This window comes from Pseudomonas sp. PDM03, from assembly GCF_014852385.1.
GTDB classification, from domain to species: domain Bacteria; phylum Pseudomonadota; class Gammaproteobacteria; order Pseudomonadales; family Pseudomonadaceae; genus Aquipseudomonas; species Aquipseudomonas migulae.
On sequence record NZ_JACVBM010000027.1, the window covers coordinates 17,239 to 30,710 of the forward strand.

The 13,472-nt window shown below is 60.3% G+C and carries 13 protein-coding genes and 1 pseudogene; 7 read left to right on the top strand and 7 right to left on the bottom strand.

Annotated features, from left to right (window positions below):
- Positions 1-31: 31 nt before the first annotated feature.
- The 5 genes and pseudogenes from IB254_RS26635 to IB254_RS26655 form a co-directional block, all read right to left on the bottom strand.
- Positions 32-475, bottom strand: a complete 444-nt coding sequence (locus IB254_RS26635) for a hotdog fold thioesterase (RefSeq protein ID WP_192227929.1) — start codon at positions 473-475, stop codon at positions 32-34.
- A 32-nt stretch (positions 476-507) separates the two neighbouring features.
- Positions 508-2,173 (bottom strand): annotated as a pseudogene (locus IB254_RS26640) (AMP-binding protein).
- 237 nt (positions 2,174-2,410) lie between these two features.
- The gene (sixA, locus tag IB254_RS26645; RefSeq protein WP_192420376.1) at positions 2,411-2,863 is read right to left on the bottom strand and encodes a phosphohistidine phosphatase SixA; all 453 of its coding nucleotides are present in this window, start codon (positions 2,861-2,863) and stop codon (positions 2,411-2,413) included.
- A complete protein-coding gene (locus IB254_RS26650; protein ID WP_008029309.1) occupies positions 2,860-3,207 on the bottom strand; it encodes a DUF4389 domain-containing protein in 348 nt (115 codons plus the stop codon). The genes sixA and IB254_RS26650 overlap by 4 nt, the downstream gene beginning before the upstream one ends.
- Before the next feature lie 31 nt (positions 3,208-3,238).
- The gene (locus tag IB254_RS26655) at positions 3,239-4,264 is read right to left on the bottom strand and encodes an NAD(P)H-dependent glycerol-3-phosphate dehydrogenase (protein WP_192420378.1); all 1,026 of its coding nucleotides are present in this window, start codon (positions 4,262-4,264) and stop codon (positions 3,239-3,241) included.
- A gap of 196 nt (positions 4,265-4,460) precedes the next feature.
- Between IB254_RS26655 and IB254_RS26660 the strand changes: the two genes are divergently transcribed.
- The 7 genes from IB254_RS26660 (at position 4,461) to IB254_RS26690 (ending at position 11,983) form a co-directional block, all read left to right on the top strand.
- A complete protein-coding gene (locus tag IB254_RS26660; RefSeq protein ID WP_192420380.1) occupies positions 4,461-6,584 on the top strand; it encodes a TonB-dependent receptor plug domain-containing protein in 2,124 nt (707 codons plus the stop codon).
- Positions 6,585-7,517: an ABC transporter substrate-binding protein gene (locus IB254_RS26665; RefSeq protein ID WP_192420382.1), complete on the top strand. Its 933-nt coding sequence runs from the start codon at positions 6,585-6,587 to the stop codon at positions 7,515-7,517.
- Positions 7,514-9,415: an ATP-binding protein gene (locus tag IB254_RS26670; RefSeq protein WP_192420384.1), complete on the top strand. Its 1,902-nt coding sequence runs from the start codon at positions 7,514-7,516 to the stop codon at positions 9,413-9,415. Before IB254_RS26665 ends, IB254_RS26670 begins: the two co-directional genes overlap by 4 nt.
- A gap of 247 nt (positions 9,416-9,662) precedes the next feature.
- Positions 9,663-10,178: a 3-hydroxyacyl-[acyl-carrier-protein] dehydratase FabA gene (fabA, locus tag IB254_RS26675; RefSeq protein WP_003179264.1), complete on the top strand. Its 516-nt coding sequence runs from the start codon at positions 9,663-9,665 to the stop codon at positions 10,176-10,178.
- 11 nt (positions 10,179-10,189) lie between these two features.
- Positions 10,190-11,410, top strand: a complete 1,221-nt coding sequence (gene fabB / locus IB254_RS26680; RefSeq protein WP_008029314.1) for a beta-ketoacyl-ACP synthase I — start codon at positions 10,190-10,192, stop codon at positions 11,408-11,410.
- Positions 11,411-11,464: 54 nt separating this feature from the next.
- On the top strand, positions 11,465-11,722 hold the full coding sequence (locus IB254_RS26685; RefSeq protein WP_192420386.1) for a hypothetical protein: 258 nt from the start codon (positions 11,465-11,467) through the stop codon (positions 11,720-11,722).
- A 72-nt stretch (positions 11,723-11,794) separates the two neighbouring features.
- A complete protein-coding gene (locus IB254_RS26690; protein ID WP_192420389.1) occupies positions 11,795-11,983 on the top strand; it encodes a hypothetical protein in 189 nt (62 codons plus the stop codon).
- Between the two features lie 70 nt (positions 11,984-12,053).
- Here IB254_RS26690 and IB254_RS26695 read toward each other — a convergent pair whose 3' ends face one another.
- On the bottom strand, positions 12,054-12,596 hold the full coding sequence (locus IB254_RS26695) for a DUF2058 domain-containing protein (protein ID WP_008041629.1): 543 nt from the start codon (positions 12,594-12,596) through the stop codon (positions 12,054-12,056).
- 28 nt (positions 12,597-12,624) lie between these two features.
- Positions 12,625-13,458 carry a nucleoside triphosphate pyrophosphohydrolase gene (gene mazG, locus IB254_RS26700; protein WP_192420418.1) on the bottom strand — a complete coding sequence of 278 codons (834 nt, stop codon included), beginning with the start codon at positions 13,456-13,458 and terminating at the stop codon, positions 12,625-12,627.
- Positions 13,459-13,472 lie beyond the last annotated feature (14 nt).

Below are 13,472 nucleotides of genomic sequence, written 5' to 3' on the forward strand. Positions count from 1 at the left end.
TCCCTGCGTCTTCGGCCCGCAGTCAATGTCTTCACTGCCTTGGCGGCGCTTCCCCCAACGGCACCACCGCCATGGTCAACCGCGACACGCAACTGGCCTTGCCCTCATCGCTGGTCAACCGAATGTCCCAGACATGGGTCGTGCGCCCGATGTGAATCGGTTTGGCCACCGCCGTCACCCGTCCGCTTCGCAGCCCCCGCAAATGGTTGGCGTTGATCTCAAGGCCTACGCAGTAAAACCTGCTGGCATCGATGCACAGATAACTGGCCATGGAGCCGACTGTTTCAGCCAACACCACCGAGGCACCACCGTGCAGCAAACCATAAGGCTGGTGCGTGCGATGATCGATGACCATGCTCGCGGTCAGGGACTCTTCGTCGAAGGCTTCGAAGCGAATATCCAGCACTTCGCCGATGGTGTTTTTCTGGATCGCGTTCAACTGCTCGATGTTGGGAGTGGTACGCCACAAACTCATTGCACACATCCTTTGTTGGTTTTATTCGTGGCTCAATCCTGCCACAGCACCGCTTCGCTATGCTCGCTCCATTCTTCGAACCGGGGGCCGTAAGCCGCTTCGATCACGTTGCGCTTGATCTTCAGGGTTGGCGTCAGGAAGCCGTTTTCCACGGCCCAGCTGTCTTTGACGACAACGAGCCGGCGCAGGCGCTCATGTTTGTCGAGGGCGCCGTTGACCTCTTCGAGAAGTTTTTCCAGGCTTGAATGCAGGCCGGCACGCGCGGTTCCGCCGGCGTCCTGCTGCCCGACTGCCGAGAGCACGCACAACCCCAGCGGCGCGCTCAACCCATCGCCGACCACGCACACTTGCTCGATGCGTGAATGCACCGCCAAACGATTTTCGATCGGCGCCGGGGCCACGTATTTGCCTTTGCTGGTTTTGAAAATTTCCTTCAGGCGGCCGGTCAGGCGCAGGTTGCCTTCGGCGTCCTGTTCGCCTTTGTCACCGGTGCGCAGGAAGCCGTCCTCGGTGATGGTGTCGGCGGTTTTTTCCGGTTCCTTGAAATACCCGAGCATGGTTGCGCCACTGCGCACCAAGACCTCGCCCGATTCGGCGATCCGCACTTCAACGTCGGGGCAAGGCTTGCCGATCCAGCCCGGTTTGTTGTCGCCGGGCCGGCCGATGTGCGAACCCGCAGCTTTCGGTCATGCCGTAGACCTCCAGCACGTCCAGCCCGAGTTTGCGGTACCACAGCAACAACGTCTGCGGCACCGGCGCGGCGCCGGACAACGCGACGCGCAAGGCATCCAGCCCCAGCCCGGCGAGTACTTTGTGCCCTACCCGTTTGCCGATGAAGGGCAGCCCGAGCAGAAAGTCGAGGCGTTTTGCCGGGATCTTGCCGTACACGCCCATCTGGAATTTGGTCCAGATGCGCGGCACACCGAACAGCGCAGTGGGTCGCGCCCGCTGCAAATCGGTGAGAAAGGTGTCGAGGCTCTCGGCAAAGAACACGGTTTGCCCGGTGTAGATGGACGCCAGTTCGACGAACATGCGTTCGGCGACATGGCACAGCGGCAGGTAAGACAGCAACCGATCCGACTCATTGAGGCCGAACAACTGCGTGCCTCGGGTGGTGGCGAACCCCAGATTGCCGAAGCTGTGCATGACGCCTTTGGGCATGCCGGTGGTGCCGGAGGTGTAAATGATGGTCGCCAGTTGGTCAGCGGCAGGTTTGGGGTCGTCCTGGATAGGTGAGCAGGCTTGCAGGTCGGCCCAACTGAAATCGAAGGTACCCGGCGGGTGCAACGGCAGGCTGATGGTCGGCAAGTCGGGATTGACCCCGCGGGACATGCCGGGCCAGTCGTCGAGTTTGCCGATGAACGCCAGCGTCGCTTCGGAGTGTTCGAGTACTTGCGCGACGGATTCGGCAGTGAGGTTCGGGTACAACGGCACCGACACATGCCCGGCCATCCAGATCGCCAGGTCGGCGATGATCCAGTGGGCGCAGTTTTTCGAGATCAGGGCGATGTGGCTGCCTTGCGGAAGTTCACGGGCGCGCAGCCAGTGCGCGGCGCAGCGAGCCTGATGGCCGACGTCTTCCCAGGTCAGGGTCTCGACCTGGCCACCACCCGTGGGCTGGACCAGAAAGCGCTGGCGGGGATGACGGGATTCGCGCTCGTAGAAGACGTCCAGCGGCAAACGAAAAGCAGCAGACATGCGACTCGCTCCTTTATTTTTGGTCTGGAGCAAGCGTAGTCAACCAAGCGATTGCTTGGTTGACTATTTCATTACAAAAAATCAGCCACACGCTGAGCACTGTAGGAGCGAGCGGTGCGGCGGTCCGACTTGTCCGCGATGGTGGTGAACGATGACGCGTTTTTCCTGAAATCACACGTTATCGTTCACCACCATCGCGAGCAGGCTCGCTCCTACAGGGGATTGGTGGCGGCAGCTTTACGGGTGCTTGATGCTGTTGAGCTTCATCGCTCCGGCCAGCGGCAAATCGCCTTCCAGTTCCGCAAGACCGGCGGTGGCCACCCTTTCAGGGTCCTGCACATGACCATGCTGCAGATAACCCAGCAAATTACCCACCAACGGGTTATGACTGACCAGCAAGGCGCGATCCACGGACACCAGTTGCTCCGAAACGACTTGCGGGCTGTACTCGGGGGTCAACCATTCGACCGTGCGAATTTCCGGCCCGAACCCCAGCGTCTCGCGCACCAGTTGTGCAGTTTCCTGCGCACGCCGGTAGGGGCTGGCATAGATCGCGGTCAGTTTTTTGTCCATCAACTCGGCTGCCGAGCGCAGCACCTCTTCGCGACCGTGGGCGGTCAATGCCCGCTCGGAATCAGGACGTTTGCCGTGCGGCTCGGCTTCACCATGACGCAATACCCAGAGTTTCATAGCTTGGGTTCCTCATCTCGGGCCGGATGCGGCGCAGGCGCCACGACGTGTGGCGCTTCACCTTCCGGTGTACGCGGCGTCGGCCAGTCAGCGAACGGCCAGGGTTTCTGGTCGCTGTGAAACGTGCCGAAACGACCGATCTGCGCCAGGAACTGGCTCAGGCTGTCGCCGAAATTCATCAGGCTGGCGCTCGGGGCGCCATAGATCAAACGATAGACCAGTTGCACCAGCACCACGGCGCCGAGGATGAACTGCGCCACCTGCCAGACCAGCAGGAAGACAATCATCCACAACACCCGCAGCAGGATGGATTCGTATTGGGCTTCTGTTTTCGGATCGTTCATGTGCAATTCCCTGCCTGTTTTAACAGCGTGATCAGTTGAAACCACTGGTGGAAATAAAGTCGACGTCGGTTTTCGGTTCGCCACGCATCAACAATTCAATCACCTGATTCAGCGTGCGCCCTTCGAACAGAATCGCGTGCAATCCGGCGACCAGCGGCATGTACACGCCCACCTCCTGAGCCTTGGACTTGAGCACTTTCAAAGTGTTCACACCTTCAGCGACTTCGCCCAGGCGTGTCACCGCGTCTTCCAGGCTCAAGCCCTGACCGAGGGCGAAACCAACCTGGTAGTTACGGCTTTTCGGCGACGAACAGGTGACGATCAAGTCCCCCACCCCGGCCAGCCCCAGGAAGGTCATGGGGTTGGCGCCCTGATTCACCGCGAAGCGGGTCATTTCCGCCAGCGCCCGGGTGATCAGCATGCTCTTGGTGTTTTCGCCCATGCCCAGCGCCACCGCCATGCCGGCGATGATCGCGTAGACATTTTTCAGCGCCCCGCCCAACTCCACGCCGAAACGGTCGGCGCTGGCGTACACGCGAAAGGTGCGCCCGTGCAGCGCTTCCTGAACCCGTTGGCAGAGTTCTTCGTCTTCGCTGGCGACTACCGTGGCGGTCAGCGCGTGCTCGGCGATTTCACGGGCCAGGTTCGGTCCGGACAGCACGCCGATGCGCGCTTGCGGGGCGATTTCTTCGAGGATCTCGCTCATCAGTTTAAAGGTGTGGGCTTCGATGCCTTTGGTCAGGCTCACCAGCAACTTGCCGCTCAAGCGATCGGCGTGTGGAACCAGCACCGCGCGCAGCGCGCTGGAAGGCAGCGCGACAAAACACAGATCGCAGGCGTCCAGCGTGGCTTGCAGGTCGGTGACCGCTTCCACTCCCGGCAGAATCTTGATGCCCTTGAGGTAACGCGGATTCTCGCGATTGACCCGAATGGCCTCGGCCTGCTCGGGGTCACGCATCCACTGCCGGACCTGATGCCCGTTCTCGGCCAGCAGATTAGCCACGGCGGTACCAAAACTTCCGCCTCCCAGGACCGCAATTGGGCGCTGTTCAGTCATATGCAATCCGTTAATCCATACCAATGGCGATGTCGGCATTATACGGAGCGGCCCAGTGGCGGCCAGCCCCCGCGTCAATTACCGGCACTTGTAGAAAGAAGACGGATAAATCCGAGGAAAATGCCGGCATCGTGACTGAAAAAGTCGACCCGCTCGGTTAACATGCGCGCCAATTAATCGCTATCAAGGATGTGTTGTGTCGTTTGGCCCCGCTGCACCTCGCTCTCCGCTGGTCCTGGCGCTGATATTCAGCCCGCCATTGCTGGCCGACGACCTGTTTCTCGACAACGAGCCGGTGCCGCAAGTGCTGACGGCTACGCGTCTTAAACAGTCGCCGGCGGCGGTTCCGGGAAGCATGACGGTGATCGACAGCGAACTGATCAACGCCAGTGGTGCCCGTGACATCAGTGAATTGCTGCGACTGGTGCCGGGGATGATGGTCGGCAACATCAGCGGCAATCAGGCGGCGGTGAACTATCACGGCACCAACGCCAGCGAAGCGCGGCGCATGCAGGTGCTGATCGACGGGCGCTCGGTGTACCGCGCCGGCCTGGCCACGGTCGACTGGAGCGACATTCCGGTGGCCATGGAAGACATCGAGCGCATCGAGGTTTTCCGCGGCCCGAACACGGTCAGCTATGGCGCCAATGCGTTGATGGCGGTGGTCAACATCATCACCCGCAACCCGGCCGACAGCCATGGCACGCGGGTCAAAGTCACCCGTGGCCAGCGCGGCATCGATGACTTTTACGCCAGTCAGGGCGTGGGTTGGGACGGTGGCGACATGCGCCTGTCGCTGTCCGGCCAGCAGGACGACGGCTTTGACTCGGACCGCAGCGGCGCCGATTATCGCGACAGCCGCCGCTTGAACCGCTTCAACCTCGCCGTCAGCCAGACGCTCAACGAACAGCAAAGCCTCGATTGGCAATTGAATGCCAAGGACGGCAGCAACCAGCGGCCTTATACCTACCGCCCGGTGTTTTCGGGGATTACCGCCGCCGGGAACAATTCCGACGTTGAGGCCAAGGACTATGCCGGTTCCCTGCGCTGGAACCTCGATGTTAATCCTGATCACAGCCTTTATATCCAGGGCTCGGCCCAGCACTGGGATCGTCAGCAGACCTGGCGCGCCTGCGACGCCGAGGTTTCGTTCAGCCCTGAACTGACCGAGCTCTGGCAGCTCAATCCGAATTACACCGAGCGCCTGGCGCGCAATATCGAGCGCTACGTCGGCCTCGGCGCACCGTCCGGCACGCCGACAGAAAAAGCCTTGGCCAGTAAAGTGCTCGACCAGTGGCGCAACGGCGCCCGCCAAACCTTGTGCGGCGACATCGACCAGAGCACCCGCGAGACGCGCTACGACCTCGAACTGCAAGACACCCTCAGCCTGTCCGACAGTCTGCGACTGGTCAGCGGCCTGAACTATCGTTACGACCGGGCAGATTCCGAGACCTACTTCAATGGCACGCTCGACGACACGACATGGCGCGCGTTCGGCCAGCTCGAGTGGCGCGCCAGCGAACACTGGCTGTTACAGGGTGGTGCGATGTTCGAAGACACGCAATTGATCGGCAGTTCGCTGACACCGCGCGTGGCGGTCAACTATCTGATCAATCCGCGCCACGGTTTGCGTGCGGTGTATTCGGAAGCCATCCGCTCGCCGGACATGTTCGAGAACAACGTCAACTGGAGTTACCGGGTGACCAACCTGCAACCCGCTGCCTACGGCCAGAACAGCGCCCGCTATTTCGTCAAGACCCGCGGTCCCGGCAATCTCGACCAGGAACACATGCGCTCGCGGGAACTGGGCTACAACGGCTACTTCGCCGAGTGGAGGCTGGCGGTGGACGTGAAGGTGTTTCACGACGAAATCACCGGCATGATCAGCGAGCCGCTACGCAACAATCAGTACATCGCCAGCAACGCCAACAGCTCGCGCTTCACCGGTACGGAAACCCAACTCGACTGGCGTCTGAGCAGTGCCGATCGCTTGCGCCTGACCTACGCCTACGTCGATGCCGAGGCGAGCAACCCGCTGGATGCGCAACAGACCGCACGCAACAGCGGCTCCGCCGGTTGGCTGCGCGATTGGGGCCACGGCTGGAACAGCGCGCTCTTCTACTATGGTGACGACGCGCTCAACGGCTATCGCTTTGAGCGGGTCGACACGCGCATCGCCAAGCGCGTTGGCCTGGGCAAGGCCAGCCTGGAACTGGCCGGCGTGCTTCAACAGCGCCTCGACAATCAACCCACGACGTTCATCGACAACCGCTACGACGAGCGGCGAGTGCTCTACTTCAGCGCGGAGCTGGCGTTCTAAATGGTGCGCTCTCTATCACGGATGATGCCAAACCCTGGCCGCCTGCTGGCCGGGTTGTGCCTGGTGTTTGCCGGATGGCTGGGTAGCCTTTCGGTACACGCTGCCGAAATTCTGCTGGCCGGCGCCGACGACAGCGCGGGCATGCGGTCTTTCGCCAAGGCCCTGAGCGACCTGCGCCCGGCCGACAACGTTCGCTTTCAGCCACTGGCCAATCTGCCGACACCGGACAAATTGCCCGCCGGCACCCGGTTGATCCTGCTGGATCTGCCGAGCCTCGACTGGCGCCTGCAAGACGCCCGAGGCCCGGCGACGCTGGTGCTGCGCATCAGCCGCCTGCAAGCCCGTCAACGCCTGGGGGCAACTGTGCCGGCGCATTTGAGCCTGTTGTGGAGCGACCCGCCGCTGGATCGGCAATTGCGCCTGACCCGAATCCTGTTGCCTCAGGTCAAACGGGTCGGGGTGCTTTACGACAGCCACAGCGAATTTCTCCTGAGCGAACTGCGCGAGATCGCCAAGCCCCTGGGTTTCGAAATCGTCACCGAGCGCTGGGACAATACCCATGACAGCCGACCGTTGCAGACACTGCTGAAAAACAGTGACGTGCTGCTGGGCCTCGACGATCCCGACCTGTACAACCCCAAAACCGCGAAAAACCTGCTGCTCAGCAGCTACACACGGCAAACCGCATTGATCGGCCCCAACGCCGGGTTCGTCAAGGCCGGAAGCCTGACCAGCACCTACAGCGACCAGAGCGACTGGCTGGCGATTCTCGACGACCTGCTGGACCGACCACCGGCCACGTGGCCGCGCACGCACTACGCCAATCGCTTCAAAGTATTGAGTAACCCACAAGTGGCTCGTTCGTTAGGCATTGAACAGATTAATGAAGCGTTGGTCGCAACACAGCTGGCCGAAGGAGAACGCCGCCCATGACTTTCCGTCGTCGTTGGGACATCAACACGCGAACCCAGATCATCAGCCTCGGCCCTGCCCTGCTGCTGACCTTGCTGCTGATCAGTTTCTTCACCTTCGTGCGGATCCAGGACTTGCGTCAGGAGCTCAATCACACCGGCCAGCTGATCGCCAACCAACTGGCGCCGGCCGCCGAGTACGGGGTGATTTCCGGCAACAACGAGGTGCTTGAAAGTTTGCTCAAGGCCACCCTGGCCACGCCTAATGTGCGCTTTCTGGAAGTCCAGGACAGCGCCAACCGGATTCTGGTGTACGTCGAGCACCCCTCAGAAACCCACACCCGCTCGCAACAGGTCGAAGTGTTCCAGGCGCCAGTGCGCTTGCAACGCATCGCACTGCACAATGATTTCTTCCAGGGTGGCAAAGTCACTGGCGCCGCCCCCGCCGAGGATTATCTGGGGCGGGTGATCGTCGGCCTGTCGAATGACGCCTTCAGCAAGCGCCAACAGGAAATCCTCTTCAAGGCCGGTGTCCTCGCGCTGTTCGCCCTGCTGTTCACATTCCTGATTGCCCGGCGCCTAGCCGGCAGCCTGTCGCAGCCGATCCGCGACATCGGCAACGCGGTCAAGGCGATCCAGAGCGGCGACTACAAAACGCCATTGCCGATTGTCGACGACACCGAACTCGGCGCGCTGTCGCAGCACATCAACAACCTCGCCAGCGGCCTGGAACAGGCCAGCCGCGAACAGCATCAGGCCATGGCGCAGTTGATCCAGACGCGCGAAGAGGCGGAAAAAGCCAACAACGCCAAATCGGACTTCCTGGCGATGATGAGCCATGAATTGCGCACACCGATGAATGGCGTGCTCGGCATGCTGCAACTGCTGGAAACCACCGACATGACCGCGGAGCAGGTCGAGTACGCGGCGCTGGCCTCGGAGTCCACCGAGCACTTGCTTAAAGTCATCAACGACATTCTCGACTTCTCGCGCATTGAACGTTCAGAGCTGGAACTGGAGCACATCCCGTTCAACCTCGAGGACCTGATCGGCAGTTGCGCCCAGTCGTTCTCGCACAGCGCGATACAACGCGGGCTCGACCTGGCGTTGCTGATTCCCGAGGACATGCGTGACTTGCAGGTGCAGGGCGACCCGACGCGGATCCGGCAAATCCTGGTGAACCTGGTGGGCAATGCGCTGAAGTTCACCGAAAAAGGACGCGTCAGCATCGAGCCGCAGTGGCAGTCGCTGGATCACGAACTGTTGTGGTTCACCTGCACCGTGCGCGACAGCGGGATTGGTATCTCGTCCGAAAGCCTGGAATTGATGTTCAACGCGTTCCAGCAGGCCGACAGTTCTATTTCAAGGCGTTACGGCGGCACCGGGCTGGGGCTGCCGATTGCCCGCACCCTGGCAGAACGCATGGGCGGAACCTTGCGCGCCCAGAGCGAGGAAGGTCGCGGCTCGGTGTTCACCCTGGAAATCCCGCTGGCACTGTATAAACAGAAACTGCCGGTACTGACACCGCGCACACCGACCGGCAGCGGTGACGGTGAGGGGCGCAATGTGCTGTTGGTCGAGGACAACCCGGTCAACCAGACCGTTATCGAAGCAATGTTGCGCAGTCTGGGCTTTACTGTCAGCGTCGCCACCGACGGCGCTCAAGCGGTGCGAAGTGCCGAAAGTCTGATTTTCGAAGCGATTCTGATGGACTGCCGACTGCCGATCATTGACGGCTACGAGGCCACCCGCCAGATCCGCCAACTACCCGGCTGCACTGACCTTCCGATCATCGCGCTGACCGCCAACGCCTTGCAGGGCGACCGCGAAGCCTGTTTATCGGCGGGAATGAACGATTACCTGGCCAAGCCCTTCAAACGCACTGATCTACAGCAAATTCTGCAGCGATGGGTGCAGTAGTGCAGGCCTTTCGACCATCTGCGACTGGCGTGAAAGGCGAAAGTGCGGCAGTCTTAGGCACCCGAACAGGCCCGAAAAGGGGCTTGAATAATAATTTCAGTGCACAAGTGTACATTCATGTCCTTGGTGCTGTGACTTTCACCACAACGCAATAGTCTATGAGTAGGCTGCCGATTCGAGGCATGAACGCTTCGATCGGTCGGGAAGATTTGCCCCACCTGCCGCATGGGACTATTGAGGAGCTCGCATGACCAAACAAAACGCCTTTACTCGGGAAGACCTGCTGCGCTGCAGTCGCGGTGAGCTGTTCGGCCCGGGTAACGCGCAACTGCCCGCCCCGAACATGCTGATGGTGGATCGCATCACCCTGATCAGCGAAGAAGGCGGCAAGTACGGCAAAGGTGAATTGGTCGCCGAGCTGGATATCACTCCGGATCTGTGGTTTTTCGCCTGTCACTTCGAAGGTGACCCGGTGATGCCAGGCTGCCTGGGCCTCGACGCCATGTGGCAACTGGTCGGTTTCTTCCTCGGCTGGCAAGGCCTGCCGGGCCGTGGCCGCGCCCTGGGTTCGGGCGAAGTGAAGTTCTTTGGTCAGGTTCTGCCGACCGCGAAGAAAGTGACCTATAACATTCATATCAAGCGCGTCCTCAAAGGCAAGCTGAACCTGGCCATCGCCGATGGTTCGGTGACTGTCGACGGTCGCGAGATCTACACCGCCGAAGGCCTCCGGGTCGGCGTTTTCACCTCCACTGACAACTTCTAAGGGTTATCCGCATGCGCCGCGTCGTTATCACTGGTCTGGGCATCGTTTCGTGCCTGGGCAATGACAAAGAGACCGTCTCCGCTAACCTGCGTGCAAGCCGCCCTGGCATCCGGTTCAACCCGGAATATGCCGAAATGGGTCTGCGTAGCCAGGTTTCCGGCTCCATCGACCTTCCCCTCGAAGAGCTGATCGATCGCAAGATCTATCGCTTCGTCGGCCACGCGGCGGCTTACGCCTATCTGGCCATGAAAGACGCCATCGCCGACTCCGGTCTGACCGATGAGCAAGTCTCCAACCCGCGTACCGGCCTGATCGCCGGTTCCGGTGGCGCCTCCACGCTGAACCAGATGGAAGCGCTGGACATCCTGCGCGAGAAAGGCGTGAAGCGCGTTGGTCCATACCGCGTGACGCGGACCATGGGCAGCACCGTTTCCGCCTGCCTGGCCACACCGTTCCAGATCAAGGGTGTGAACTACTCGATCTCCTCCGCCTGCGCCACCAGTGCTCACTGCATTGGTACTGCGGTCGAGCAGATCCAGTTGGGCAAGCAGGACATCGTATTTGCCGGTGGCGGTGAAGAAGAACATTGGAGCCAGTCGTTCCTGTTCGACGCCATGGGCGCACTGTCCACCCAGTACAACGAAACCCCGGAAAAGGCCTCCCGCGCCTACGACGCCAAGCGTGACGGTTTCGTCATCGCCGGCGGTGGCGGCATGGTGGTGGTCGAAGAGCTGGAACACGCTCTGGCTCGCGGCGCGAAAATCTACGCGGAAATCGTTGGCTACGGCGCGACCTCCGACGGCTACGACATGGTTGCCCCAAGCGGTGAAGGCGCCATCCGTTGCATGCAGATGGCCATGTCCACCGTTGACGCACCTATCGACTACCTGAACACCCACGGTACCTCGACTCCGGTCGGCGACACCAAGGAAATGGAAGGCGTGCGTGCGGTATTCGGCGACAAGGCTCCGGCCATCAGCTCTACCAAGAGCCTGTCCGGTCACTCCCTGGGCGCCGCTGGCGTTCACGAAGCGATCTACTGCCTGCTGATGATGGAAGGCAACTTCATGGCGGGTTCCGCCAACATCGACGAGCTGGACCCGGCGGTGGCAGACATGCCGATCCTGACCAAGACTCGCGAAGACGTCGCCTTCAACACCGTGATGAGCAACAGCTTCGGCTTCGGTGGTACCAACGCTACTTTGGTACTGAAGCGCTGGCAGGGTAAGTAATACCCCGCCGCTACGCTGCACACAAAAACGCCCCGACTGGTTCGGGGCGTTTTTTTGTCTGAAGAAAATAAATTCACTGCGATTTCTTCTGTAGGAGCCGGCTTGCTGGCGATCCAGTCGACGCGGTTGTTCAGACGCATTGCGTTATCGTTCATCGCCAGCAAGCCGGCTCCTACAGGCTTTGTTTGCTGGAAACATGAAGCTTTTGTCATGAAACCCAAAGCCCTGCGACCGAATGTCGCGTATTACGCGGGCTGCAGCACTTTTGCAGAATTGGCAAGAGTGCGTTACCAAATGCAGTCGTTTACTTAGCAAGCTAACCAAACATATAACTGAGTCCTGCACACGCCTTGCTGCAGATATCACAGAGATTGGAGCTAGCAGATGACTGTAAAAGTAACTGAACGCGACGATTCACATAAATCCCACGAAGGCGTAGCCGCCGGCATCCGCATCTGGGACGTACACCAACAAGGCATGTTGGTAGGGATGTTCCACTCCGAAACCGACGCCCACAGCTACAAGGCCGAACTGGAAACACTGGAGCAACAACGAGAGCTCCGATCCGCATAAGCAACGACAGCATTGAAAACGACAAACCCCGCCATGAGCGGGGTTTGTCGTTGTAGCAGTCGTTAACCGCTTACCACATCAGATCATCAGGAATCTGATAGGCCGCGTACGGATCGTCTTCAGCTGCCGCTTCTTCGGTCTGCACATTCAGCTGCACGATGCGCTGCGGATCGCGCTCCTGGATCTTCAGGGCCGCCTCACGCGGGATCACCTCGTAACCGCCGGCATGGTGCACGATCGCCAGCGAACCGTTGCTGAGCTTGTTGCGCATCAGCGCGTTGACCGACAGGCGCTTGACCTTCTTGTCGTCAACGAAGTTGTAGTAGTCCTCGGTGGTCAGCTTCGGCAGGCGCGAGACTTCGATCAATTGCTTGACCTGCGCGGCACGGGCCTTGGCCTCGGCTTTCTCTTGCTGCTGACGGTTCAGCTCCTGGTCACGCTTGACCTTCTCGGCCAGTGCTTCCTGCGCCAGACGCTGCTGGGTGTCGTCCTGTTCGATCTGACCTTTATGGACCAGACGCTGCTGCTTCTGCTTCTCTTTGCCGACCTGTTTGGCCTGCTTTTGGTTGACCAGCCCTGCCTTTAGCAACTGGTCGCGAAGGGAAATGCTCATGGTGCTTATTTCTCACTTAGGCCACTGCTCAACCGCAGCTGGGCAAATTCTTTTCCTGACGTTTGGCTTCGCCCCACAAGGCGTCCAACTCTTCGAGGGTGCAATCTTCTATGGGACGGTGGGTGTCGCGCAATGCCTGTTCGATAAAACGGAAGCGTCTTTCGAATTTGCTGTTGGCACCGCGCAAGGCGGTTTCCGGATCGACCTTTAAATGACGCGCCAGATTGACCACGGAAAACAGCAGGTCACCGACTTCATCGGCAATCGCTGCCGAGTCATTGTCGGCCATGGCTTCGAGCACTTCATCGAGCTCTTCGCGGACTTTATCCAGCACCGGCAACGCATCCGGCCAGTCGAAACCGACCTGCCCTGCACGTTTCTGCAACTTGGCCGAACGGGATAACGCCGGCAGCGCGGCGGGCACGTCGTCGAGCAAGGACAGTTGTTGCGGCGCCACAGATTTCTCGGCGCGCTCTTCAGCCTTGATTTCTTCCCAGCGCTGCTTGACCTGCTCTTCACTCAGACGCGGAACATCCAGCGGCGCGTACAGATCGCCGGTGGGGAACACGTGGGGATGACGACGGATCAACTTGCGGGTGATGCTGTCGATGACGCCGGCAAATTCGAAGCGCCCTTCTTCCCGGGCCAGTTGGCTGTAATAAACCACCTGGAACAGCAAATCGCCCAGCTCACCCTGCAAGTGATCGAAGTCTCCACGCTCGATGGCGTCGGCGACCTCGTAGGCTTCTTCAAGGGTGTGCGGGACGATGGTCGCGTAGGTTTGCTTGATGTCCCACGGGCAGCCGAACTGCGGGTCACGCAAACGGCTCATCAGGTGCAGCAAATCTTCAAGGCTGTACATCATTTATCTCTCAC

What these genes read in the sequence shown, in the direction of transcription:
- fabB (WP_008029314.1), top strand. Translation starts at nt 10,190, where the DNA reads ATGCGCCGCGTCGTTATCACTGGTCTGGGCATCGTTTCGTGCCTGGGC.
- IB254_RS26655 (WP_192420378.1), bottom strand. Translation starts at nt 4,264, where the DNA reads ATGACTGAACAGCGCCCAATTGCGGTCCTGGGAGGCGGAAGTTTTGGT.
- IB254_RS26650 (WP_008029309.1), bottom strand. Translation starts at nt 3,207, where the DNA reads ATGAACGATCCGAAAACAGAAGCCCAATACGAATCCATCCTGCTGCGG.
- IB254_RS26690 (WP_192420389.1), top strand. Translation starts at nt 11,795, where the DNA reads ATGACTGTAAAAGTAACTGAACGCGACGATTCACATAAATCCCACGAA.
- IB254_RS26665 (WP_192420382.1), top strand. Translation starts at nt 6,585, where the DNA reads ATGGTGCGCTCTCTATCACGGATGATGCCAAACCCTGGCCGCCTGCTG.
- IB254_RS26670 (WP_192420384.1), top strand. Translation starts at nt 7,514, where the DNA reads ATGACTTTCCGTCGTCGTTGGGACATCAACACGCGAACCCAGATCATC.
- sixA (WP_192420376.1), bottom strand. Translation starts at nt 2,863, where the DNA reads ATGAAACTCTGGGTATTGCGTCATGGTGAAGCCGAGCCGCACGGCAAA.
- IB254_RS26635 (WP_192227929.1), bottom strand. Translation starts at nt 475, where the DNA reads ATGAGTTTGTGGCGTACCACTCCCAACATCGAGCAGTTGAACGCGATC.
- IB254_RS26695 (WP_008041629.1), bottom strand. Translation starts at nt 12,596, where the DNA reads ATGAGCATTTCCCTTCGCGACCAGTTGCTAAAGGCAGGGCTGGTCAAC.
- fabA (WP_003179264.1), top strand. Translation starts at nt 9,663, where the DNA reads ATGACCAAACAAAACGCCTTTACTCGGGAAGACCTGCTGCGCTGCAGT.
- mazG (WP_192420418.1), bottom strand. Translation starts at nt 13,458, where the DNA reads ATGTACAGCCTTGAAGATTTGCTGCACCTGATGAGCCGTTTGCGTGAC.